The sequence below is a fragment of the Spirulina subsalsa PCC 9445 genome, from assembly GCF_000314005.1.
Taxonomy (GTDB): Bacteria; Cyanobacteriota; Cyanobacteriia; order Cyanobacteriales; family Spirulinaceae; genus Spirulina_A; species Spirulina_A subsalsa.
The window spans coordinates 3,452,045-3,471,118 of sequence record NZ_JH980292.1 but is presented as its reverse complement, the minus strand read 5'-3'; the positions used below and the strand labels follow the sequence as shown (position 1 = coordinate 3,471,118).

Here is a 19,074-nt window from a genome sequence, read left to right as displayed (position 1 = left end):
AATGGGGACAAGTTACCTGTTACCTCGATCATGTCTAGTTCCTCTCCCTCGTTTGTCCATATTCCCGTGTTGAGTCAAGAGTTAATCACTGGCTTAGATGTTAAGGCGGGGGGATATTATCTAGATGCCACTGTGGGGGGGGGAGGTCATACGGCTTTAATTTTAGCGGGTGCGCCTGATGTGCGGGTGATGGCACTGGATCGGGATGGGGAGGCGATCGCCCACTCTGGCGGTGATGGCACTATCGTCCTACGCTGATTACCTAAGCAAACCCTCAAGGATTGTCGCTCCATTTTCCCTTTAGAGAATTACAGCCTCCTCATGGGTTTCAGAATTAGCCGCTTCCCACGCTAAACAGAGACTACAGACTGGGGTGTATATGATCAAGTGGACTAATCACTCCCTTGCCTCCTTGATTCAGTACATGGGTGTAGATCATTGTCGTTTTCACATCTTTGTGACCCAGTAATTCCTGTACAGTACGGATGTCATAACCATTTTGAAGTAGATGAGTCGCAAAGCTATGGCGAAAGGTATGACAGCTTGCTTTTTTATCAATCCCTACTTGCCGGATTCCAGCTTTAACTGCCTTTTGAATTACGCTTTCATGCAAGTGATGACGACGGACAATGCCACTGCGAGGGTCTTTAGATCGGGTACTAGCGGGAAAAATATATTGCCAAACCCAATCGCGATCAGCATTGGGATATTTACGTTCTAAGGCATAGGGGAGATAAACCTGACCATAACCTTGGTTCAGATCCTGCTGATGTTGGTGTTTGACCAAAACTAGATGAGCTTGGAGCCGCTCGATGACTCGTTGGGGGAGAACCGTGATTCGATCTTGATTGCCCTTGGTATCTCTCACAATAATTTGCTGTTGGTGAAAGTCAACATCTTTCACCCGTAGGCGTAATCCTTCATTGAGGCGTAGCCCTGCTCCATAGAGTATTTCAGCCACTAATTGAGGTGTGCCTGTCATTACACCCAAGAGTTTTTGTACTTCTGAAACAGTCAGAACAGTGGGCAAGTGCTTGGAACGTTTAGCGCGAATGGCATCAATATTCTGCTCTAGGGGTTGTTCAAGCACATAGCGATAGAGAAACAAAAGAGCGCTCAATGCTTGGTTTTGGGTAGATGCAGCAACGTTTTCTGTAACTGCAAGATGGGTGAGGAAGGTCTCAACCTCTAGTGACCCCATATCTTTAGGGTGGCGTTTGTTATGAAAAAGGATATAGCGACGAATCCAGGCTACATAGCTTTGTTCAGTGCGGTAGCTATAGTGTTTTAGTCTGATGGCATCGCGGACTTGATCTAACAGTTTTCGCTTGGGAGGATCTGGGGGCAGGGATTCCATGGAAACAGATGCAGCATGACACTCTGTTATTCTAGCACTATAACTCTTGTCAGCGAAGGCTTATACCTCTTTAAGGCTAAAGTGCATATCTGCTTGATTCTGTATAACATTAACCTTTTTAAGGACTAAAACCCTTGCCAGTTAAGGGTTTTAGTGAAATATAAAGTTTTGTATATGCTAGATCTAGAAATTTTTGACATCTCAATATTGATGTGCTAAAGTCCTGCTAAGGCTTGGTTATGGAGACTTCAGATCCCCAAATTTTAGGTATGTTGAGTTCCTAATCGCTGCCTAATCAATAGTTAGCTTGCTGGGACGGTTTATTGCAGACAATAGACAATAAAATTGTCAGGTGACGAAATGAATAAACAAGAATGGTTGACTACACTTAAATCTTTCATACAAGAAAAGTATCGATGCAACCCGATCCCTCGGCGAAACACCCTCTCCGATGAAGAAGAATGGCATTGTCGCATCATTGGCGGTGACTTCATTGGCTGGTATCAACATCATCTGAGAAGTATTCTTGAAGAGCGCATGGCTCTACGAGTAAGGCAGTTTGACCCGAAACCGATCCTGGTATTCACCACAACAATCCCCGGATTGGTTGCAGCACAGGAAATCATGCGGGATCCCCCTGAAAATTTAGTTTACCTGCCTCACTCCGAGTTTGAGGAATGGGAGCGGCAGAATCCAGTAGACGAGTTTACTTTTCATATTCACCATTGGAGTTATTTTCGACCGATTGATCGAGAGCTACTTACCAAAGCATGTAAGCTCTATCCTAAAGTCAATGCAGAGGAGTTTCGCATTCACACTAGTGGAGACTTATGGGGAGAGATGTGTGGAGTAGGCGGTGACCATCTGTGGCGATGGAATGGTCAGGAAATGGAGTTAATAGAAGAAGCTTTCGTACAAGTCAGATTTTGAGGAGCCTTCCCCGAAGTGCCAAGCTTCAAGCTAACAAATCATTGGAGCGGACAAATCGTAATATTTTTGGTTTGAGTCGGTGGCGATCGTTTGCCGCTCAATTCAGCCGTTAGGCGTACAGCTTGAAGGAATTCAAAGAGGATAACCATGATTACGAAAGGATGGCAAAGTGCTGGGTATGCAGAGGGTACAGAATGGGAAATGAAACAACGTCCCAAATATATACTGATGCGCCCTGTAGGAAACTACACTAGCGATGATCCCCATTGTCGCGTTGATTACGGAAGCAACGGGAATCTAGATTGGTCAACTTTCCACAGCAATTTCAATGGGTATTTTGGAACAAGAGAGGTGGTAAGAACAGCAATTACAGTTGCATTAGGTCCCTAGCGCAAGACAACTAATTTGAGACCATCTTTCAAAAAAAGCTAAATACTTTGCTTGTTAGATGCGTGACACTTTAGCCACGTATCTTTTTTCTTAGAGAACGCCAATTCAAATCTCCCTTGCTTTTGTGTATTCTACAGGATACACTTGGTGCATGATTGAGGTTCGTCAGACTGAGACTTACATTAATTGGTTTGAATCCCTGCGCGATCGCCAAGCAAAAGCGCGGATAGATATTCGTATTCGTCGCTTGTCTATGGGCAATCCAGGAGATGTTAAACCAGTAGGGCAAGGGGTGTCGGAACTGCGAATTGATTATGGCCCAGGCTATCGGGTGTATTTCATCCAGCGAGGTGAGACCTTAATCATCCTCTTGGCAGGAGGAGATAAACGGACTCAGGAAAGGGACATCAAAACAGCGCTAGATTTAGCGCAAGACTTATAGGAGGTTTTTATGGCTACTTACCCTTGGGATGCGGCGGAACATCTGGAATCAAAAGAAGATATAGCTGCATATCTTGAAGCTGCCCTTGAAGATGGTGATCCAAGCTTAGTGGTAGCAGCATTAGGTGATATTGCTCGATCTAAAGGGATGACACATATTGCCCGTGAAACAGGGTTGGGGCGTGAAAGTCTCTATAAAGCTTTGTCAATCGAAGGCAATCCAGAGTTCGCCACCGTTCTTAAGGTCTTGCAATCACTTGGGTTACGTCTCCAAGTTGTACCAATTGCCTAACACTGCGTTGGTGCGGACAGAACAGAGATTATTGGTGGAAGTTTAAGGTTATCTGCCGCCGCTGCACTTTACCGTTAGCTGTCCCCGCGTTGAGTCCTTGCGTTGGTTGTCCAATTCATTGATGGAGCGACCAAGGATAGGAGGGGTTTTAGGGTGAGGCGATAGTCAGGGGCGATCGTACCTCTTGCAATCATGGGGGGAGTTGGTTGATGGGATAGTTGAGAAGGTGGGTAGTGCCCTTTCACATAGGCTAGAGAATAATCAAGCAACCCTAAAAACCTTACGGCAGTCGATCGCTGTTTCTAGTTGGTTTTTTTCTGACCTGTCCATTAATGCGCTACCCATTCACGATCGCTTTAAGTCACTGGGATAGGGTTGACGGGTCATGGCTCTCAACAAGTCTACCTCTCTGCGACTACACCAGAAGGGATTGGAGATCTGATCACCTCTTCACATTTCTTTAGAAACTTTTTCTAACTTGTTCCAGCAGTTTCCTGGGACGATGTTCCATAGGGTAATATCCAGAATTTTTCTGGATAACATGACTATTTGGGATGTTATCCAGAATGTTTCGGGCTATCATCGGAAAATATACCGAAAATTTCTTGATAACACCCTGAATAGGGTGATTATACGGAAAATTTCAGTTTTTTACCCTTTAGGGGTTGATTATCCAGAAAAATTCGGTACAATTAATAGTTAGCCTGCTTAGTCTTCGGTTGTGGCAGTATTGGAAAATCTTTAGTGAGTTTTAAGAAAGTTTCTGCTGAAAGACAAGCTATCCTAATTGAATCGTCAAGTCTTGGGAATTTTTCTTCATGACGCAAAGTTGGGATTCCAAGAGCTACGCTAAGAACGCTCGCTTTGTTTCTGATTTAGGGATGCCTGTGATTGAATGGCTTAATCCCAAGCCAGGAGAAAGAATCTTAGATTTAGGATGTGGGGACGGAGCGTTAACAGTAAAGTTGCAGGAGTTTGGATGCGAAGTAATAGGCGTTGATTCTAGTCCAGACTTCGTTCACTCAGCCAAATCACTTGGCTTAGATGCACGTCTGCTTGATGGTCATAATCTTCATTTCAACAGTGAATTTGATGCTGTGTTTAGCAATGCTGCACTGCACTGGATGACGCAACCTGACCGAGTAATTGAGGGGGTATGGCAGTCGTTGAAGTCAGGAGGAAGGTTTGTTGGTGAGTTTGGCGGTCATGGCAATGTCGCAAAAATCGCAACTGCTTTGCATACAGCTCTGAAGAAGCGCGGCATTGATCCAGACCCGATTAACCCCTGGTACTTTCCAACTGTAGAAGAGTATCAATTCCGATTGGAAGCAAGAGGAGTTAAAGTTAACGAAATTGCTCTCATTCCTCGTCCTACTCTACTTCCGACAGATATTAGAGGCTGGCTTTCAACATTTGCGAATCCGTTTATGGCTGTGATCGTAACCTCCGAACGTGATGCTTTCCTCGAAGAAGTTATCGCCCTTCTGAAACCTGATTTGTGTGATGCTGCGGGTCAGTGGTTTGCTGATTACATCCGATTACGGTTCTCTGCTAGTAAGTCTCTCAATTCGCGTTAATCTTGAGTCGTGTTAGGAGAGGTTGAACTTGACAGCTACGGAAAGGGAAAAGTTGTGCGTGCTTTCTACGGGCAAAAATTAAGAGGGCTGTTTTATTTGGATCTCGTCCTCCAGCAAGCGATTCGCTTTGGGGTATTGCTCAACGTGTTGGTTTTGAACCTATTATTGTTGATCGTAATATTGCAAATAAGGAGAAGAAAGTTGACACGGGCATCGTTACAGAAATGATGCGGGATGCCTATACCAAAATTGACAAAACTGAAGATGTTCTTACCTTGGTTGCAGGAGATGCTGATTTTGTTCCTACTATTGAAAGTCTTCGTAGGGACGGTTACGTAATTGAAGTATTTTTCTGGAATCACGCTTCACAAGAATTGAAAAATGCTTGTGATAAGTTTGTTCCGCTTGACTCACACCTTGATTATCTAGGTTATTGAGCTAGGCATAAAGCAGCATAACAATTACAATACACACCGATGGCTAAGAGATAGCTTTGAATGCTGATTCCAAACGCTGACCAAGCAGTTGTTGATATTCGTAAACTGCGTGACTACTGCCTTAATCCAGAGCATGATGACGGAAACCATAAAGCTCGGCTCTTCTCATCAATTTTGGGTATTGTAGCTAGCGATGCTGAGGAGTTGCGCCAAATTCTGCTTGAAGTCGTTAAAACTCACGAAGCGCGGTTAGGAAGACAAGATGAGTTTGGGCAACGCTACACTTTAGATTTTACGATCGAATGGCAAAATAGAAGTGCAACCCTTCGGAGTGGCTGGATTATCGAACATGATTCAGAGATTCCAAGATTAACGACCTGCTACCCTCTGTAGCTCAGTGGAGGTATTAATCATGACAAGTGATGCTAAATTGCTAGATGTTGTAGCCTTGACAGTAGATATCCCCGAATACAATTTGTGGCGTGGGCAAGTTGGTACAGTAGTTGAGATGTTGGCCAATGGTGCAGCATTTGAAGTTGAATTCAGCGATCGTGACGGGCGCACCTACGAGTCTGTAGGATTACGCCCAGAGCAAATTATAGTATTGCGTTTTGAACCAGCATCCCCTGAAACAAAGCCCAAAATAGTCGCGGTATAAGCGGCATAACAACCCGGTTGGAGCGGACAGTTGAAGGATCGCTACTTCGTTCTGAGAATTAGGAACAATGAAAGAGATCAGTTTCGGCTCTGGGTATGAGTTGCCGATTCTTTGTACACCCTATGAACTGCTTGGAGATTAACTATGTATCAAGATGCAATTGTGGAAGAAATTCACAGAATCCGTGAAGAGTATTCACGGTCTTTCAACCATAACTTAAAAGCACTTTTTGCTGATTTGCAAAAGCAACAAGCTGAGAGTGGCCGAAAAGTTGTGAATTTGTCGCGGAAGCACGGTCTAACAACCCCAACGCAGCGGACGGACGAAAGTCGCTGATGCTGAGTTCGGGGTTATCTGCCGCCGCTGCATTTTGACGTAAGCTTAAAGATTAAAAGCTATTTTTGCCTGCGAACAGATATATGAGGTTAAGAGGTAAACTATAGATCAATATCTGGCGGCAAAGATTGATGAAGTTGACTGTGACAATTGACCGTGATGAAGACGGGGTTTGGATTGTGGAATGTCCTAGTATTCCTGGCTGTGTCAGCCAAGGTCAAACTAGAGGTGAAGCTCTCGAAAATATCAGGGATGCAATTACTGCGTGCCTTCAAGTCCGAGCAGAACGTGGGCTACCGCTTACAATTGAGACTCACCAAGTAGAGGTGATGGCATAATCATGTCTTCCGCCCTTCCTGTTCTCAGTGGACGTGGGGTAGTCCGGGTATTTGAAGCTTTTGGCTGGCAAGTTGTACGTCAGAGTGCAAGTCATATCATTATGGTCAAGGAAGGTGAACAAGCGACGCTCTCCGTTCCTGATCATCGTGAAGTAGCAAAAGGGACGTTGCGTAGTCTTATTCGTACTGCTGGACTTACGGTGCAAGAGTTTGTTTCCGGCATGAGATGAGTAATTGCAGAGGGCTAACAATTCAAATGCAGCGGACGTTCGGGCATTACTGGTGCTGATTTCAAGATTACTTGCCGCCGCACAACTTCACCGTTAGCTTGATAATAGCGAGGTAGTTAAAATGTGGGGTTTGTTTGACGCTGCTGGCAAGGCTGTTCGTGGATTGGTATATGATGTTACGGAATATGAAACCACCTCAACCTATCGCTCATCAAGCATAGAAAAAGCCATTGAGATTTTGGACAATGTACCAGGGATGACCCCTTGTCGAACGAGTTTATTTAAGCACTCCTATTTTAAGTTTTCTTTACAGGATGGCAGTCAAGTCAGGACTTGGACTAATAGAGCAGTCGGTGGTGACCATGTTTTTTTAGCCGATCCAGATGGTAAAATGCTATACGGTGGCTTCGTTTGGGTTCATGCTGATGAACTTAAGGATGCCATAAATCTTATTAGATCAAAACTTACCTAGTTATGGCTTCAATCACAATTTCTCTGCCAGACGACAAACTAGAAAGAATTAAGCAACTTGCGTTGGAAACAGGCATTTCTCCCGAAGAGTTTCTGCAAGCTTACATAAAAGATTGGCTTGATTCATCATCTAATGACTTTGTGAGGGCGTCAGAGTATGTCCTAACCAAAAATGCTGAACTCTATCAGCGTTTAGCATGATCAGGTATTTAACTCTCACAGAAGTCCTCAAATTACATCGTCGGGTTGTAGAAGAATCGGGAGGTGCATTAGGTTTGCGGGATGTGGGTTTATCTAAAATGTCGGCTTGAAGACTCCCGGTTTTACCGATGAGATGAAAAGCCGACCAATATAAGACAGCGAAGCACAGCTAATATTCAGGGGAATCCTGATTCTCGACAGATTTTTTAAGTTGGTCTATTGTGACACCACCACAACTAGCTACAAGCGACGCATTCCCCCACCTCGAATAAGCTCACTCGCCGCAAGGACAGTGAGGATCGTTCCAGCCAATGTTCTGGACGGTCACCCCGAAGCTGGGCTTGCCTGTGTGATCTTTGGACTGTGGATAGTTCAAGATTAGCATAGGACACTCCCACCTCCGCTACGCCAGGTGAGAGAGCTTCATACTGTCTAATCCTCTGGAACTTCTAGGGCTGAGGTTGAATCTATAACGGAAGAACCGATCGAGGACACCCCAACGAGTGACACAGATCGCTGTGTGGAGGGTGGGGTCAAAGACTAGGGTAGAGAGTAGGATGGATGAGCCGGGAGGAAATGATGAACTATCCAGATGCAGCACCGTTTATTCAGAGTCTAGAGGATGCCTTTGTGAAGCCGTCTGATTATTCTGGGGTAGATCATGGCATTGTGGGTCATGGGCTGGATCGTTCGTCGCCCTTCGGTGAGCGCTACTTACGGGCTTTAGTTTTAGAACATTCCAATCTGGGCAATTATAAAATGGCGATCGCACTTTTAGATGAACTGATTGCCTGTAATCCAGACAGTGCCATTGATTATAACAATCGCGGCCTGATGTATTTTAACTCTGGGGAATATGATCAAGCCCTCGCCGACTACAATCAGGCGATCGCGCTTAATCCCCGTTTAGATAGCGTCTATAATAACCGTGCTAATTGCTATATCGCTCAAGGTCAACTAGCCGATGCGATCGCCGATTATCAAATTGCCCTCGATTTTAACCCCGCGAACTGGCGCGCTTGGATTAATCAAGGCATCACCTACCGCGACATGGGACTTTATGACTTAGCCATTGAGAACTTTGATCTCGTATTAGTCCTTGGAAAACGCCTCAAAGCCCGCAGCTACGGCGAACGCGGCCGCGCCTACCATTTACGCGGCGACTGGAATCTGGCGATGGGAGACTATCAACGGGCCTTAGAAAGCCTTTCTAATACTCTCTCCTCTCGTCGTTACCGCAAACAGCTTGAACAGTGGCTCGAAGAACTATTAAATCCCATGACAGCCTAAGAAAGCAGAATGGGAGCCTAAGACTGCCAATGAAACCTGAAGCATCACAGCGAGAGGGGTGTAGAGATAAGATTCTTTACGCCCCTCTCCTTTTGGCTCAACTTGAATGGGCAAGAGCGAACAGGGAAGGGGGAGCAGGGGAGAATTGATAATTATTCCCGACTCCCAATTCCTGAACTCATTCCTCCGACAGAGTGCCTTAACCTTTGCCGAATCGTTAACATTTTGTTACAAAGGAAGGAGAAAGGAAAATTTTGTTTATCAGCGCAGAACTTAACACAATGTTTGGTGGCTTTGTTGGTTCAAATCAAAATCAAGGGGCGGATTGGGGGGAGAATCTCCTCAATACCGTTGCCAGTAATACCATCCGCCACCTGTTTACGCAGTGTGAATCGGTTGAGGTACAAGTGCGCTGTCAGCCCTCTAGCAAGCTGCTACAGGGGAGTATCGATAGCTTTAAGATGCAGGGGCGAGGTTTGGTGATTCGCCGGGATTTCCGCACAGCGGCCATGTCCTTTGAGACAGACGCGGTGGCCTTGGATTTTGGGTCAGTGTTAAAGGGAACAATTGCCCTGAAACAACCGACTCAGGCGATCGCACTCGTAACACTGACAGAAACCGACATTAACCACGCTTTTAAAGCCGAGTTAGTGCGGAAACGTTTAGAAAACCTCACGGACTCCCGTTTACTGGAGTTATCCGGGGGGGAGCCGGTTTCCTTTACCGATGTTTACTTAGAACTGTTGCCTCAAAATCGGATTAAGTTATTCGCTCAAACCAATTTACCCAATCAAGTAGTTCCAGTTGTCTTTAGTTGTGAGCTAGGTTTAGCCAAACGGAGACGGATTACCTATGAAAACGCCGTGTTTGAGGGAGAAACCATTCCCGAAGGTTTACAGGGCTTATCGCGGCTACTAATGGGGATTCTGGTAGATATCCTGAACGAGATGGTAGACCTTGACCGTTTCAACTTAGATGGGGTGCTGTTGCGGTTAAATCGTCTAGAAACTCAGGGGAAAGAATTGCTGTTCAGTGGCTATGCTCAAATTGAACGCATTCCCCGCAGTGGTTGATTTTTCCTGACGATTGAACAAAAATAGCGACACAATCCCCTACCTCGCCGCAGGTAGGGAGAGCTTCATTCGGGGGGGAACTCATGAATTCCCCCTGCCCCTACAACGGGTTTAGCTCATCGTCGGGATGAAAGACGGTTAATTGAGGGGTTCGATGCCCCGAAAATTAACCAACAATCATTTACTAGGGAGTGACGATTTATCCCTAGACATTGTATAATCGGTTCAGGTCAATCAGCTACTATTCGTGTTAAACCTCAACTATTGCTACAGAATTTATCCAGATGCCAGTCAAGAAAAAGAACTACTTGACTGGCTAGAAATCTGTCGAGGGGTATATAATTATGCCTTGGCAGAACGAAAAGAGTGGATAAATTCTCGCAAGTGTCAGGTTAACGCTTGTAGCCTCCATTCTGAGTACATTATACCTGCGGATCAACCTTTTCCCGACTATTATAAACAGAAAAAAGCTTTAACTCAAGCCAAACAGCAATACCCAGAACTTAAACGGGTTCAGTCTCAGGTCTTGCAAGAGGTTATGGGGCGTTTAGACAAAGCGTTTAACTTTTTCTGGAAAAGAAGTTTTGGTTTTCCTAGGTTTAAGAAATATGGTCAGTTTCGGTCGATTAACTTTCCTCAATTCAGGGAAAACCCTGTAACTGGATATCAATTGAGACTCCCCAAGCTCGGCTCTGTGGTCATTAATCTACACAGACCTATACCGGATGGATTTGTAGTTAAACAAGTTCAGATCGTTAAAAAAGCTTCGGGTTGGTATGCTGTTATCTATATTCAATCAGATGTTAATATTCCTTCTCCAAAGCCTCAAGGAAAATCTCTAGGGATTGATTTGGGACTGGAGAAGTTTATGGCAACATCTCAGGGGGAATTAATAGCTAGACCTAAGTTTTTCTTGGAGCTTCAAAGTCAGCTTAAATGGCTACAAAGAAGATTATCAAAGAAACAGAAAGGGTCAAAAAACTGGCATAAAGCCCGGGAAAAAGTAGCTAAACTTCATGAACATATTTACAACACTCGCAAAAACTTTCATTATCAAGTCGCTCATCATCTTTGTGACCAAGCCAATATCATTTTTGCCGAAGATTTAAACGTCAAAGCCATGTCTAGGGGAATGTTGTGTAAACATACCCTTGATGCTGGCTTTGGGGGTTTTCTAGAGGTATTAAAGCACGTAGCCTGGAAACGAGATGTTTATTTTGAGAAAGTTGATGCTAATTTCACTAGCCAAATTTGTCCGAATTGTGGTGTAGTGACTGGTAAGAAGGACTTGTCTCAACGAGTGCATAAATGTTCTCATTGTGGGTTTGTAACGGATAGGGACGTTGCTGCGGCGATGGTTGTTGAGCAACGTGGACTTGCAGCCCTTGGACTGGGGGTCAAGCTGCCTGTAGAGGAAGAGGTTATTGCTACGCAACGCTTTGCTACGCAACGCTTCGCGTTCGCGAAGCGTCACGAAGTGAACGCGAACGGGGATGTCCCTAAAAAGACATCTAGAGCCTCCCGTAGAAACAGGAAAGCCTCATAGTGATATGGGGAAGCCCGCACCGTACCCCTAGGGTCGGTGTCGGGAGGATGTCACTGGATCACGTCCATCAGCTTCATCCCCGGATAAAATTGCCGCAACATGGGTTTAAGCGGCAGATGATAAGACTGATAGAAAGCTTGGTTAACTGCGCTGATTTCTACAGCATGATTAGGGTGATTATTCTCTAAACTCATGACAATATTTCTGAGCGCGGTTTTCAGATTTTGCGCAGAATTTAACTCAACTTTAACCGGAGAAACTTCCGATTTTTCCTCTCTCATATTTCGGGGAGATTCCATAGGCTGAAAGGGCTGGAAACGGGGCGAGAAATAGGAGTCTGGTTCGGTTTGTAACTTCACAAAAAATACATCAGGATTCGCCGTGATATATAGGGTAAAGTCCGGTGAATGGCGAAGAAACTGTTTAAAATGATCTCGGGTAATGCGTGAAGGATGGGCAGAAGAATCATGATAATGTTCTGCATAGAGGGCGAGGAGTTTAGAACTTTTAATCCAAGGGTTTCCTGTCCTTTTGGCTTCTACTAGAATCATCTCTCGCAAGTCAGAGAGAAGCTGATGCTGAGAGTTACAATGAGAGGAAGGACTGTAGGCTTGCATGATGAAATCTGCCCGTTAACTTCACTACAAAGAAAACTACAGCTAGAGTTACAACAATTCCTGACGAATCATAGGGAATAGGGAACAGGGAACGGGGAACGGGGGGAGCAGGGGAGCAGGGGAGAATTGATAATTATTCCCTATCACCTATCACCGATTCCCGATTCCCGACTCCCGATTCCCGATTCCCGACTCCCGACTCCCGACTCCCGGACTCATTCAGCAAGCCCTAATTAACATGAGGATTTAGACTCACTTCCCCAATATTTATAAGCTGCGTAAGCCAACGTTACCACTCCGGTTAAAATGGCGGACTCGTCCACCATAAATTCTGGGTGGTGTAGGGGATGGTTGACTTGCTCGGGCTGCCCTATCCCCAGACGGAACATGGTACCGGGGGCTTGTTCAAGGTAGATGGCGAAATCTTCGGCTCCGAGGGAGGGTTCCGGGATGATTTGCACCTGCTCGTTACCCCAAGCTTCTCTAGCGGCGGCCTCGACTAATTGGGTTAAGGCGGTGTCGTTTTGGACGGAAGGCACACCGCGACGATAATTGACCTCGTATTTTGCCCCGTGGGTGGCGCAGACATTGGCGACGAGATGCTCTATCCACTGGGGTAGATTTTCGTGGGTTTCGGGATGGAGCGATCGCACGGTTCCGGCCAAACGCACTTGATCCGCAATCACATTGGGCGCTCGTCCTCCGCTAATTTGTCCAATGGTTAACACAATGGGGCGTAGGGGGTTCTGGGTGCGACTAATGGCCTGTTGTAGGGTGGTAATCACTTGAGCAGCAATCCAGATGGCATCCTTGGCTTCATGGGGGCGCGCTCCATGTCCCGATTCCCCTTGAATAAAGATTTCTAGGTCATCGGCGGCGGCGGTTAAGGCCCCGTAACGAATCCCAACACAACGGGCGGGAATGGAGGGGAAAACATGGAGTCCAAAAATACTACTAACATCCCGCATCACACCATCCCGCACCATCCAACCGGCCCCTTGGGCGATTTCTTCGGCGGGTTGAAAAATAAAGCGCAGGGTTCCGGGGAGGCGATCGCGCAGTTGAGATAAAACCATCGCCGTTCCCAATCCCACCGTCGAATGGACATCATGGCCGCAAGCGTGCATCACCCCCGGAATACGGGAAGCAAACTCCAAATCGTTGGATTCTTGAATGGGTAAAGCGTCCATATCAGTCCGAATGGCGAGAATCCGAGGATCTTTCCCCTGTCCGGTTAACTCTCCCACTACCCCCGTTTTTCCCACCGCTTCTTGAACGTGCAATCCACAGGAGGATAACACCCCAGCAATATAGGCGGCCGTTTGATATTCCTGGCCACTCAATTCAGGGTGAGCGTGAATATGACGACGAATCTCAATCAGTCGCGGGGCTAAGTTTTCAGCAATTTGTTTGATTTGAGTTAGCATGAGCCACTAGGGATAGGGAGTCGGGAGTCGGGTGTTGGGTGTCGGGTGTCGGGTGTCGGGTGTCGGGAATCGGGAGTCGGTGTAGGGGCGCAATGCTTGCGCCCTAGAGAGTCGGGAAAAGGCAATAGCCCTTGGGATGCCCGAACGGTGCGTTACGCTCCGCTAACGCACCCTACCCACTATTCCCCTGCTCCCCCTGCTCCCCGTTCCCCGTTCCCTTCCCTATTAATACTGCCACAATAAATCAAACCCATTGGGGCGATTTTCCCACTCGCTGGGGTGGACAAAACCCACCGAATAATGAACCAAATCCTCCCCTAAACGCCGTTCGACGCGGCTGGGAATGCCATAATTGCGGTAAATATGACCTTTTCCCGCCAAAACAATAATCTGCCGTTGGGGAGAATTGCGCCAAAACTCGGCGATGGTATGCGCCATCGTTTCATCCCAGAGGACTTGAGCCGCAAAAAAGTTATCGAGGGATAAACTATGGCCGTGGGCGCCGTGTTGGGCGAAAACTTGGGCGATTTTTTCGCGGTATTCTGGCTGATTGGTGTCGATTTCGCTCAAAGGGGGAATATAAACCAAATCTTCCCCAGAGAGGCTTTCTAGACCGTTTATTGCCACTTTCCGGGTGATTTCTGTGGGGGTATTCAGGGCAATTAAGGGGAGTTGGTGGGCTTTGGCATAGCGGAGGATGGGGGCGTAAAATTCCCAGTCAAACCCCCAGCGCTGATCATATTCGCTCTGTTCCCTTAGTTCGTCTTCGCTAATTTCTCCGGCTAAATAGCGGTCTAGGACGGGTTGAAAGGGTTTTTGGAACATTTCTAAGGCGATCGCCAGTTTAGGATTCCGTTGGTGAAGAAACTCAATAATCCGCAACTGTTGCTCATGATGGTCTGGATTATCATGGACCTCCCCAAGATAGACAATCTGAGCGCGTTCTAAGGCGCTTAAGGTGGCCGACTGGCTAACGGTTGCACCCATTTGGGGAGGTCTTGCCAAACTTACAACATAAGGGGCGCTCACACACAAGGCAACACCCAAGGAGATTGCAAACCATTTTCGCCAGTTCATGATTGATTCTAAATTGCCGATGGGACTGTTAATAAACCTGTAAATAGTTTAAACCCGTCGATGGCTTTTAGCAGGGGATCGGACGCTCGTTCCGGGTGAGGCATCATGCCTAAAACGTTTCCGGTTTCGTTGACAAGGCCTGCAATATGGTTTAGGGAGCCATTGGGGTTACTGTCTGGGGTTAAGTTCCCGTCAGCGTCACAGTAGCGGAACACAACTTGCTGATTATCTTCTAAGGCCTTTAAGGTGTCCTCATCGGCATGATAGCGCCCCTCACCGTGAGCAATGGGGATGGTGATGACTTCTTGGGGGGTGTAAGCTTGAGTCCAAGGGAGATCGGTTCGTTCCACTTTCAAAGGAACGCGATCGCAAATAAAATGTAAATCCCGATTCCGCACTAAGGCCCCCGGCAGTAATCCCACCTCAGTTAAGACCTGAAACCCATTACACACCCCTAATACATACTTCCCTTGTTTGGCGTGTTCAATTACACTTTGCATAATGGGGGAGAAACGGGCGATCGCACCACAGCGTAAATAATCCCCGTAACTAAACCCCCCCGGAATTACCACCACATCCAGATCAGAGAGATCCGTTTCCTGATGCCAAATCATCCGCGTCGGTTGTCCTAATAAATCACGAGTGACATGGGTCATATCGCGATCGCAATTAGAACCCGGAAAAACAATCACCCCAAATTTCATGGTTATGTCCCAGCCAAAAACAACAACAAAAACACCCTAAACCCTTACTGGATCCGCTACTTCGTCCAACTCAAAACAAAAATTCTCAATCACCGGATTCGCCAGAACCTGATCACACATTTGTTCTAGCTGTTCCTTGGCGCTGGCCTCATTCTCTGCGCTCAGACTCACCTCAATATACTTACCGATTCTCACCTGTTCCACGGTGGTATAGCCCAACTGTTCTAATCCAGACTTCACTGCAACCCCTGCTGGATCCAACACAGACGGGCGAAGTGTCACATAGATACGCGCTTTATAGTTAATCGCCATGATTCTCGGAAAAAGTGACAGACTCCATCATATCTCAGGTTCTAGGGCGGGGGAAACCGATAAAGCTTAAGATTTAAGGAATTCTCCGGGAATTCCCCATCCCCTTGTGGGTGGGGCAGTTCACGGAATTTGCGGTCTTCAGCTACACTGAGGTTAAACAAGATGGCGATTTTATTTTTTGGCTGACCCCCCAGACAAGACCTCTATGAAAACCCGGACTCGTTCTCAAGAACGGATTTTAAACTTACTGAAAACTCTCAACACCTCCCTTTCTGCTCAAGAGATGTATTTAGAACTGCGCAAAAGCAAGCAGAACATGGGACTCGCCACCGTTTACCGTTCTCTTGAAGCGCTGAAACTAGAAGGGTTAGTACAAGTCCGCACCTTAGCCACTGGGGAATCCCTGTATAGCTTAGTCCAAAAAGACCAGCATCACCTGACTTGTCTCAATTGTGGTCGTTCCATTGCGATCGCAGAATGTCCCGTCCATGAACTCGAACACCAACTGCAAACCTCCCACCAGTTCAAAGTTTACTACCACACCCTAGAATTTTTCGGCCTCTGCCAAGAGTGTCAAGCAGAGGGCAACTCCCCCCCACTTCAACCTTGACCACCCCGGACAATCCCCCCTAGCCCCCCTATTGCCTCTTCCCTATGGGGGAGATGGTATCTGACTTTCCCGGTTAGTCATTAATTCAGAAAACACCCCCTCCTTTTTACGACAATTGGCTGACTTGATCTAAACATTTAGCGGATTAATTAATAGAAGCCCTAGATTTTTTTCTATCCTCAAAGAGTAGATACTTCATCTAATCTCCATCCTCATCACTAATCTCCATCCTCATCACCTATCCAAACTTGCGGAAAATACATAAAAAATTAGCTTTAAGCTTCAGTGATAATACTGGGAAACAAGTATTATCACTGAAGGAAGAGTAACCAAAACGTTAAAGATTCCTCAAACAATAAACTTTTGTAACAATCGGGAACTTTTTTTGTAAAGCTTAGAACAAGTTTTTGATTTCCTCTTGTCACGCTCTAATCGTAACGCTAAAGTTGAAATATCAAGACAACAAGGGCGTATCTACAAGAAAGCAAAATACGCACACTTCAACAGGGGGAACGACAATGAAAACTAATCTTGTTAAAACATTATTTGGTACAGCCTTAGCGACCACTTGTGCTTGTGCAATGGCTTTACCTGTCCAAGCTGGAACCCTTTGGAATTATTCTTGGGACTCCTTTAAAGATGGTTCAGGAACCTTAAACCAAAACGGTGGAACAGGTGGACATGGGGTTGGTGTTAAGAGTAACTTTGAGATGTTTGGCATGGCCTATGTTGAAGATTTAGTAAATGATACTGTTACTTTTGCCTTTAACTCCAATATCCACCTAGATGGCTGGAAACATAACAACGTACAAAACGGAACCATTGCTTGGGGCGACTTATTCCTGAACTTGAATCCCGACAAAACCTTTGAACAAGTCAAAGGAACTTCTGATTTATTAGCGATTCGTTTCTCATCCAAAAATGATTCCGGTGTAGCTGGAGGAGAAACCGGAATTTTCTCCGGTGTCACCACCAAAAACGTCACTCAAGTAAACCAAGGCTACAGCAGTTATACCCAATTCAATAACTATGTTAATTCCAAAGGCGGCACCGTGGAATTAATCGACGGCATGACCTTAGCAGAAAGCCAAGCCTACTTAGGCACTCATGGTCATAGCGTTATCAACACCTATCAAGAGAAAGTCGGCAACATTACCCTCTTAGACGTTGCTCAACTCTCTGCGTTAGGGTTAGACTTCAAAGGACAAGCGGCGCAAGATGGCTTAGGCACAGTATTAGGAACTCAAACCTTTGGTTTCAGCTTTGCGCGTTCCTTACTGCCTCAAGGCGAATTATCTTGGATTGCTCATGTGTTAGCTGAATGTGCCAATGACACAATGGGCATGATGGGAACTTTTGCGGATAATACACCCGTTGAGCCTGAAGCCGTTCCCGAACCCGCCTCTTTACTGGGTTTAACCTTGGGTGCTGCGGCTCTCGTCGGTGCAAAACGTCGTCAACCAATCACCTAGTTTGATTGACCTAATTTGATTTTTGGTTTCTTCCTGAGTAGAGGGTTTTTGCCCTCAATTAATATCCCCCCTGTTCTTGGCAACTGGGAGGATATTTTGTTCTTGAGGGCTAACTAGGGCTTGTTGACTTACCAAGGATTTTGGGTTCAAAGCCCCCTCCTTTTAGGACGGCTTTTCATGTTAAACTACTTTGATGCTTTTCCCGTTAAATCAGGAAGTCCCATCCTCCCCAAGGACAGGGCAGGATAATTCAAATGCGCTTTAAATCTCAAAACAATCTCGCCCCTATTCCTAGAATTGACCTCATCCCTATGCTCAATGTGATGATGGCGGTTTTAGCCTTTTTTGTCTTGATTTCCATGTTGCTCACCACCGCACCCGATGGGGTAGAAGTACAACTACCTGGGCCGGAAGATGGGGAAGTATCTGATCAGTTAGAGCGGGATTTTTTTCTGGTGCGTCTGACAGCAACTCAGCAAGGGATTGTCAATGAAGAGCCTTTTACTCAAGAACAAATCTTGACCCAAATTCCCAACTATTTAGCTACAGTTCCCGACGGAGTTGTTGTTTTGGTGGCAGAACCAGATGTTCCCTATGAGGTGGTGATTCAATGGTTAGCCGCGATGAAAACTATAGGAGGAGATCGGGTTTCTTTGGGCATTGAACCGATGGAGCAGTAGACCTTTCTCCTGTCTCCCTCTCGTGTCATGGCTCTGCCGTGACGCGGGGATTGCGCGGCTCTGCCGCTTGGAATGGAGGCGGGGGTGAGTGATGGGTTTCAATACCTCATAGGCATTATAGCTCATTTCAAGTAAATTTACAGAAATTCCTGTTTTGGAGTTTTGCGTTTCAATACCTCATAGGCATTATAGCTCATTTCAAGCATACAGGGTGAGTCTGTGGCCAGTGTTTCCCAAGGTTTCAATACCTCATAGGCATTATAGCTCATTTCAAGCCGATTCTTGGTGTATATGCTCGGCCGAGGAGTCCCGCCCCCCGTTTCAATACCTCATAGGCATTATAGCTCATTTCAAGTCTTTGACACCGGAAGCGATCGCCCTTGTAACTGGTTTCAATACCTCATAGGCATTATAGCTCATTTCAAGGATTTTGGAACCCATGCAAATTTTGGGAATCTTTGATGCGTTTCAATACCTCATAGGCATTATAGCTCATTTCAAGGCACTCTTTATGATTTTATGCAGCATGAAATTACGAGTTTCAATACCTCATAGGCATTATAGCTCATTTCAAGGAGTAATGGGGTACTAACGAGAGAAAATGGACG

At 46.0% G+C, this 19,074-nt stretch carries 24 protein-coding genes, 2 pseudogenes and 1 CRISPR repeat array (1 of these 27 running past the window's edge); of the genes and pseudogenes, 20 read left to right on the top strand and 6 right to left on the bottom strand.

Going from position 1 to position 19,074, the window contains the following annotated elements; genetic code table 11:
* Positions 1-30 precede the first annotated feature (30 nt).
* Positions 31-222, top strand: a pseudogene (gene mraW / locus SPI9445_RS0115800) (16S rRNA (cytosine(1402)-N(4))-methyltransferase); the annotation flags it as partial.
* Positions 223-361: 139 nt separating this feature from the next.
* Here mraW and SPI9445_RS0115795 read toward each other — a convergent pair.
* Positions 362-1,357, bottom strand: coding sequence for an integron integrase (locus SPI9445_RS0115795; protein WP_017305744.1), 996 nt, complete (start codon positions 1,355-1,357; stop codon positions 362-364).
* 360 nt (positions 1,358-1,717) lie between these two features.
* Here SPI9445_RS0115795 and SPI9445_RS0115790 point away from each other — a divergent pair, with 360 nt between their 5' ends.
* The 16 genes and pseudogenes from SPI9445_RS0115790 to SPI9445_RS0115705 all read left to right on the top strand — a co-directional run bounded on the left by SPI9445_RS0115790 (position 1,718) and on the right by SPI9445_RS0115705 (position 11,567).
* Positions 1,718-2,287 (top strand): hypothetical protein, encoded by a 570-nt coding sequence (locus SPI9445_RS0115790; RefSeq protein WP_017305743.1) that lies wholly within the window; start codon positions 1,718-1,720, stop codon positions 2,285-2,287.
* A 541-nt stretch (positions 2,288-2,828) separates the two neighbouring features.
* A complete protein-coding gene (locus SPI9445_RS0115780; protein ID WP_017305741.1) occupies positions 2,829-3,119 on the top strand; it encodes a type II toxin-antitoxin system RelE/ParE family toxin in 291 nt (96 codons plus the stop codon).
* A 9-nt stretch (positions 3,120-3,128) separates the two neighbouring features.
* The gene (locus SPI9445_RS0115775) at positions 3,129-3,410 is read left to right on the top strand and encodes an addiction module antidote protein (RefSeq protein WP_017305740.1); all 282 of its coding nucleotides are present in this window, start codon (positions 3,129-3,131) and stop codon (positions 3,408-3,410) included.
* Between the two features lie 818 nt (positions 3,411-4,228).
* Positions 4,229-4,987 (top strand): class I SAM-dependent methyltransferase, encoded by a 759-nt coding sequence (locus SPI9445_RS0115770; protein ID WP_017305739.1) that lies wholly within the window; start codon positions 4,229-4,231, stop codon positions 4,985-4,987.
* A gap of 77 nt (positions 4,988-5,064) precedes the next feature.
* Entirely contained in the window at positions 5,065-5,424 is a 360-nt protein-coding gene (locus SPI9445_RS29355; protein ID WP_083883552.1) for an NYN domain-containing protein, read from the top strand.
* Positions 5,425-5,484: 60 nt separating this feature from the next.
* Positions 5,485-5,817: a DUF6883 domain-containing protein gene (locus SPI9445_RS0115755; protein ID WP_017305736.1), complete on the top strand. Its 333-nt coding sequence runs from the start codon at positions 5,485-5,487 to the stop codon at positions 5,815-5,817.
* Positions 5,818-5,836: 19 nt separating this feature from the next.
* Positions 5,837-6,082 (top strand): DUF4926 domain-containing protein, encoded by a 246-nt coding sequence (locus tag SPI9445_RS0115750; RefSeq protein ID WP_017305735.1) that lies wholly within the window; start codon positions 5,837-5,839, stop codon positions 6,080-6,082.
* A gap of 144 nt (positions 6,083-6,226) precedes the next feature.
* Positions 6,227-6,418: a hypothetical protein gene (locus tag SPI9445_RS25845; protein ID WP_017305734.1), complete on the top strand. Its 192-nt coding sequence runs from the start codon at positions 6,227-6,229 to the stop codon at positions 6,416-6,418.
* A gap of 131 nt (positions 6,419-6,549) precedes the next feature.
* Positions 6,550-6,756 (top strand): type II toxin-antitoxin system HicB family antitoxin, encoded by a 207-nt coding sequence (locus SPI9445_RS32170; RefSeq protein WP_033374005.1) that lies wholly within the window; start codon positions 6,550-6,552, stop codon positions 6,754-6,756.
* 2 nt (positions 6,757-6,758) lie between these two features.
* Positions 6,759-6,986, top strand: a complete 228-nt coding sequence (locus SPI9445_RS0115735; protein ID WP_017305732.1) for a type II toxin-antitoxin system HicA family toxin — start codon at positions 6,759-6,761, stop codon at positions 6,984-6,986.
* A gap of 121 nt (positions 6,987-7,107) precedes the next feature.
* Positions 7,108-7,458 carry a hypothetical protein gene (locus tag SPI9445_RS25835; RefSeq protein ID WP_017305731.1) on the top strand — a complete coding sequence of 117 codons (351 nt, stop codon included), beginning with the start codon at positions 7,108-7,110 and terminating at the stop codon, positions 7,456-7,458.
* A gap of 2 nt (positions 7,459-7,460) precedes the next feature.
* Positions 7,461-7,658, top strand: coding sequence for a ribbon-helix-helix domain-containing protein (locus SPI9445_RS0115725; RefSeq protein ID WP_017305730.1), 198 nt, complete (start codon positions 7,461-7,463; stop codon positions 7,656-7,658).
* Positions 7,659-7,928: 270 nt separating this feature from the next.
* Positions 7,929-8,045: pseudogene (locus SPI9445_RS32165) on the top strand (transposase); the annotation flags it as partial.
* Positions 8,046-8,234: 189 nt separating this feature from the next.
* A complete protein-coding gene (locus tag SPI9445_RS0115715) occupies positions 8,235-8,948 on the top strand; it encodes a tetratricopeptide repeat protein (protein WP_202803709.1) in 714 nt (237 codons plus the stop codon).
* Between the two features lie 281 nt (positions 8,949-9,229).
* Positions 9,230-10,021: an LmeA family phospholipid-binding protein gene (locus SPI9445_RS0115710; RefSeq protein WP_017305727.1), complete on the top strand. Its 792-nt coding sequence runs from the start codon at positions 9,230-9,232 to the stop codon at positions 10,019-10,021.
* A gap of 247 nt (positions 10,022-10,268) precedes the next feature.
* Positions 10,269-11,567 carry an RNA-guided endonuclease InsQ/TnpB family protein gene (locus SPI9445_RS0115705; protein ID WP_017305726.1) on the top strand — a complete coding sequence of 433 codons (1,299 nt, stop codon included), beginning with the start codon at positions 10,269-10,271 and terminating at the stop codon, positions 11,565-11,567.
* A 50-nt stretch (positions 11,568-11,617) separates the two neighbouring features.
* Here the strand turns inward: SPI9445_RS0115705 and SPI9445_RS0115700 are convergent, their stop codons facing one another.
* The 5 genes from SPI9445_RS0115700 to purS form a co-directional block, all read right to left on the bottom strand.
* Positions 11,618-12,184 (bottom strand): hypothetical protein, encoded by a 567-nt coding sequence (locus SPI9445_RS0115700; protein WP_017305725.1) that lies wholly within the window; start codon positions 12,182-12,184, stop codon positions 11,618-11,620.
* Positions 12,185-12,417: 233 nt separating this feature from the next.
* Positions 12,418-13,611, bottom strand: coding sequence for a M20 family metallopeptidase (locus SPI9445_RS0115695; RefSeq protein ID WP_017305724.1), 1,194 nt, complete (start codon positions 13,609-13,611; stop codon positions 12,418-12,420).
* 225 nt (positions 13,612-13,836) lie between these two features.
* Positions 13,837-14,688, bottom strand: a complete 852-nt coding sequence (locus SPI9445_RS0115690; protein ID WP_017305723.1) for a ChaN family lipoprotein — start codon at positions 14,686-14,688, stop codon at positions 13,837-13,839.
* An 8-nt stretch (positions 14,689-14,696) separates the two neighbouring features.
* Positions 14,697-15,392: a phosphoribosylformylglycinamidine synthase subunit PurQ gene (gene purQ, locus SPI9445_RS0115685; protein ID WP_017305722.1), complete on the bottom strand. Its 696-nt coding sequence runs from the start codon at positions 15,390-15,392 to the stop codon at positions 14,697-14,699.
* Between the two features lie 36 nt (positions 15,393-15,428).
* On the bottom strand, positions 15,429-15,704 hold the full coding sequence (gene purS, locus SPI9445_RS0115680) for a phosphoribosylformylglycinamidine synthase subunit PurS (RefSeq protein ID WP_017305721.1): 276 nt from the start codon (positions 15,702-15,704) through the stop codon (positions 15,429-15,431).
* A 205-nt stretch (positions 15,705-15,909) separates the two neighbouring features.
* Here purS and SPI9445_RS0115675 point away from each other — a divergent pair, with 205 nt between their 5' ends.
* The 3 genes from SPI9445_RS0115675 to SPI9445_RS0115665 all read left to right on the top strand — a co-directional run bounded on the left by SPI9445_RS0115675 (position 15,910) and on the right by SPI9445_RS0115665 (position 18,466).
* Positions 15,910-16,314, top strand: coding sequence for a Fur family transcriptional regulator (locus SPI9445_RS0115675; RefSeq protein ID WP_017305720.1), 405 nt, complete (start codon positions 15,910-15,912; stop codon positions 16,312-16,314).
* Between the two features lie 518 nt (positions 16,315-16,832).
* Positions 16,833-17,786, top strand: coding sequence for a PEP-CTERM sorting domain-containing protein (locus SPI9445_RS25830; RefSeq protein WP_017305719.1), 954 nt, complete (start codon positions 16,833-16,835; stop codon positions 17,784-17,786).
* A gap of 254 nt (positions 17,787-18,040) precedes the next feature.
* The gene (locus SPI9445_RS0115665) at positions 18,041-18,466 is read left to right on the top strand and encodes an ExbD/TolR family protein (protein ID WP_017305718.1); all 426 of its coding nucleotides are present in this window, start codon (positions 18,041-18,043) and stop codon (positions 18,464-18,466) included.
* A 95-nt stretch (positions 18,467-18,561) separates the two neighbouring features.
* Positions 18,562-19,074: direct repeats of the CRISPR family, unit length 37 nt; unit sequence GTTTCAATACCTCATAGGCATTATAGCTCATTTCAAG (it continues 1,978 nt past the right edge of the window).

What these genes read in the sequence shown, in the direction of transcription:
- SPI9445_RS25835 (WP_017305731.1), top strand. Translation starts at nt 7,108, where the DNA reads ATGTGGGGTTTGTTTGACGCTGCTGGCAAGGCTGTTCGTGGATTGGTA.
- SPI9445_RS0115770 (WP_017305739.1), top strand. Translation starts at nt 4,229, where the DNA reads ATGACGCAAAGTTGGGATTCCAAGAGCTACGCTAAGAACGCTCGCTTT.
- SPI9445_RS0115665 (WP_017305718.1), top strand. Translation starts at nt 18,041, where the DNA reads ATGCGCTTTAAATCTCAAAACAATCTCGCCCCTATTCCTAGAATTGAC.
- SPI9445_RS0115700 (WP_017305725.1), bottom strand. Translation starts at nt 12,184, where the DNA reads ATGCAAGCCTACAGTCCTTCCTCTCATTGTAACTCTCAGCATCAGCTT.
- SPI9445_RS0115710 (WP_017305727.1), top strand. Translation starts at nt 9,230, where the DNA reads ATGTTTGGTGGCTTTGTTGGTTCAAATCAAAATCAAGGGGCGGATTGG.
- SPI9445_RS32170 (WP_033374005.1), top strand. Translation starts at nt 6,550, where the DNA reads ATGAAGTTGACTGTGACAATTGACCGTGATGAAGACGGGGTTTGGATT.
- SPI9445_RS25830 (WP_017305719.1), top strand. Translation starts at nt 16,833, where the DNA reads ATGAAAACTAATCTTGTTAAAACATTATTTGGTACAGCCTTAGCGACC.
- SPI9445_RS0115780 (WP_017305741.1), top strand. Translation starts at nt 2,829, where the DNA reads ATGATTGAGGTTCGTCAGACTGAGACTTACATTAATTGGTTTGAATCC.
- SPI9445_RS0115695 (WP_017305724.1), bottom strand. Translation starts at nt 13,611, where the DNA reads ATGCTAACTCAAATCAAACAAATTGCTGAAAACTTAGCCCCGCGACTG.
- SPI9445_RS0115725 (WP_017305730.1), top strand. Translation starts at nt 7,461, where the DNA reads ATGGCTTCAATCACAATTTCTCTGCCAGACGACAAACTAGAAAGAATT.
- SPI9445_RS0115675 (WP_017305720.1), top strand. Translation starts at nt 15,910, where the DNA reads ATGAAAACCCGGACTCGTTCTCAAGAACGGATTTTAAACTTACTGAAA.
- SPI9445_RS0115735 (WP_017305732.1), top strand. Translation starts at nt 6,759, where the DNA reads ATGTCTTCCGCCCTTCCTGTTCTCAGTGGACGTGGGGTAGTCCGGGTA.
- purS (WP_017305721.1), bottom strand. Translation starts at nt 15,704, where the DNA reads ATGGCGATTAACTATAAAGCGCGTATCTATGTGACACTTCGCCCGTCT.
- SPI9445_RS0115715 (WP_202803709.1), top strand. Translation starts at nt 8,235, where the DNA reads ATGATGAACTATCCAGATGCAGCACCGTTTATTCAGAGTCTAGAGGAT.
- SPI9445_RS0115750 (WP_017305735.1), top strand. Translation starts at nt 5,837, where the DNA reads ATGACAAGTGATGCTAAATTGCTAGATGTTGTAGCCTTGACAGTAGAT.
- SPI9445_RS0115795 (WP_017305744.1), bottom strand. Translation starts at nt 1,357, where the DNA reads ATGGAATCCCTGCCCCCAGATCCTCCCAAGCGAAAACTGTTAGATCAA.
- SPI9445_RS0115790 (WP_017305743.1), top strand. Translation starts at nt 1,718, where the DNA reads ATGAATAAACAAGAATGGTTGACTACACTTAAATCTTTCATACAAGAA.
- purQ (WP_017305722.1), bottom strand. Translation starts at nt 15,392, where the DNA reads ATGAAATTTGGGGTGATTGTTTTTCCGGGTTCTAATTGCGATCGCGAT.
- SPI9445_RS25845 (WP_017305734.1), top strand. Translation starts at nt 6,227, where the DNA reads ATGTATCAAGATGCAATTGTGGAAGAAATTCACAGAATCCGTGAAGAG.
- SPI9445_RS0115755 (WP_017305736.1), top strand. Translation starts at nt 5,485, where the DNA reads ATGCTGATTCCAAACGCTGACCAAGCAGTTGTTGATATTCGTAAACTG.
- SPI9445_RS0115775 (WP_017305740.1), top strand. Translation starts at nt 3,129, where the DNA reads ATGGCTACTTACCCTTGGGATGCGGCGGAACATCTGGAATCAAAAGAA.
- SPI9445_RS0115690 (WP_017305723.1), bottom strand. Translation starts at nt 14,688, where the DNA reads ATGAACTGGCGAAAATGGTTTGCAATCTCCTTGGGTGTTGCCTTGTGT.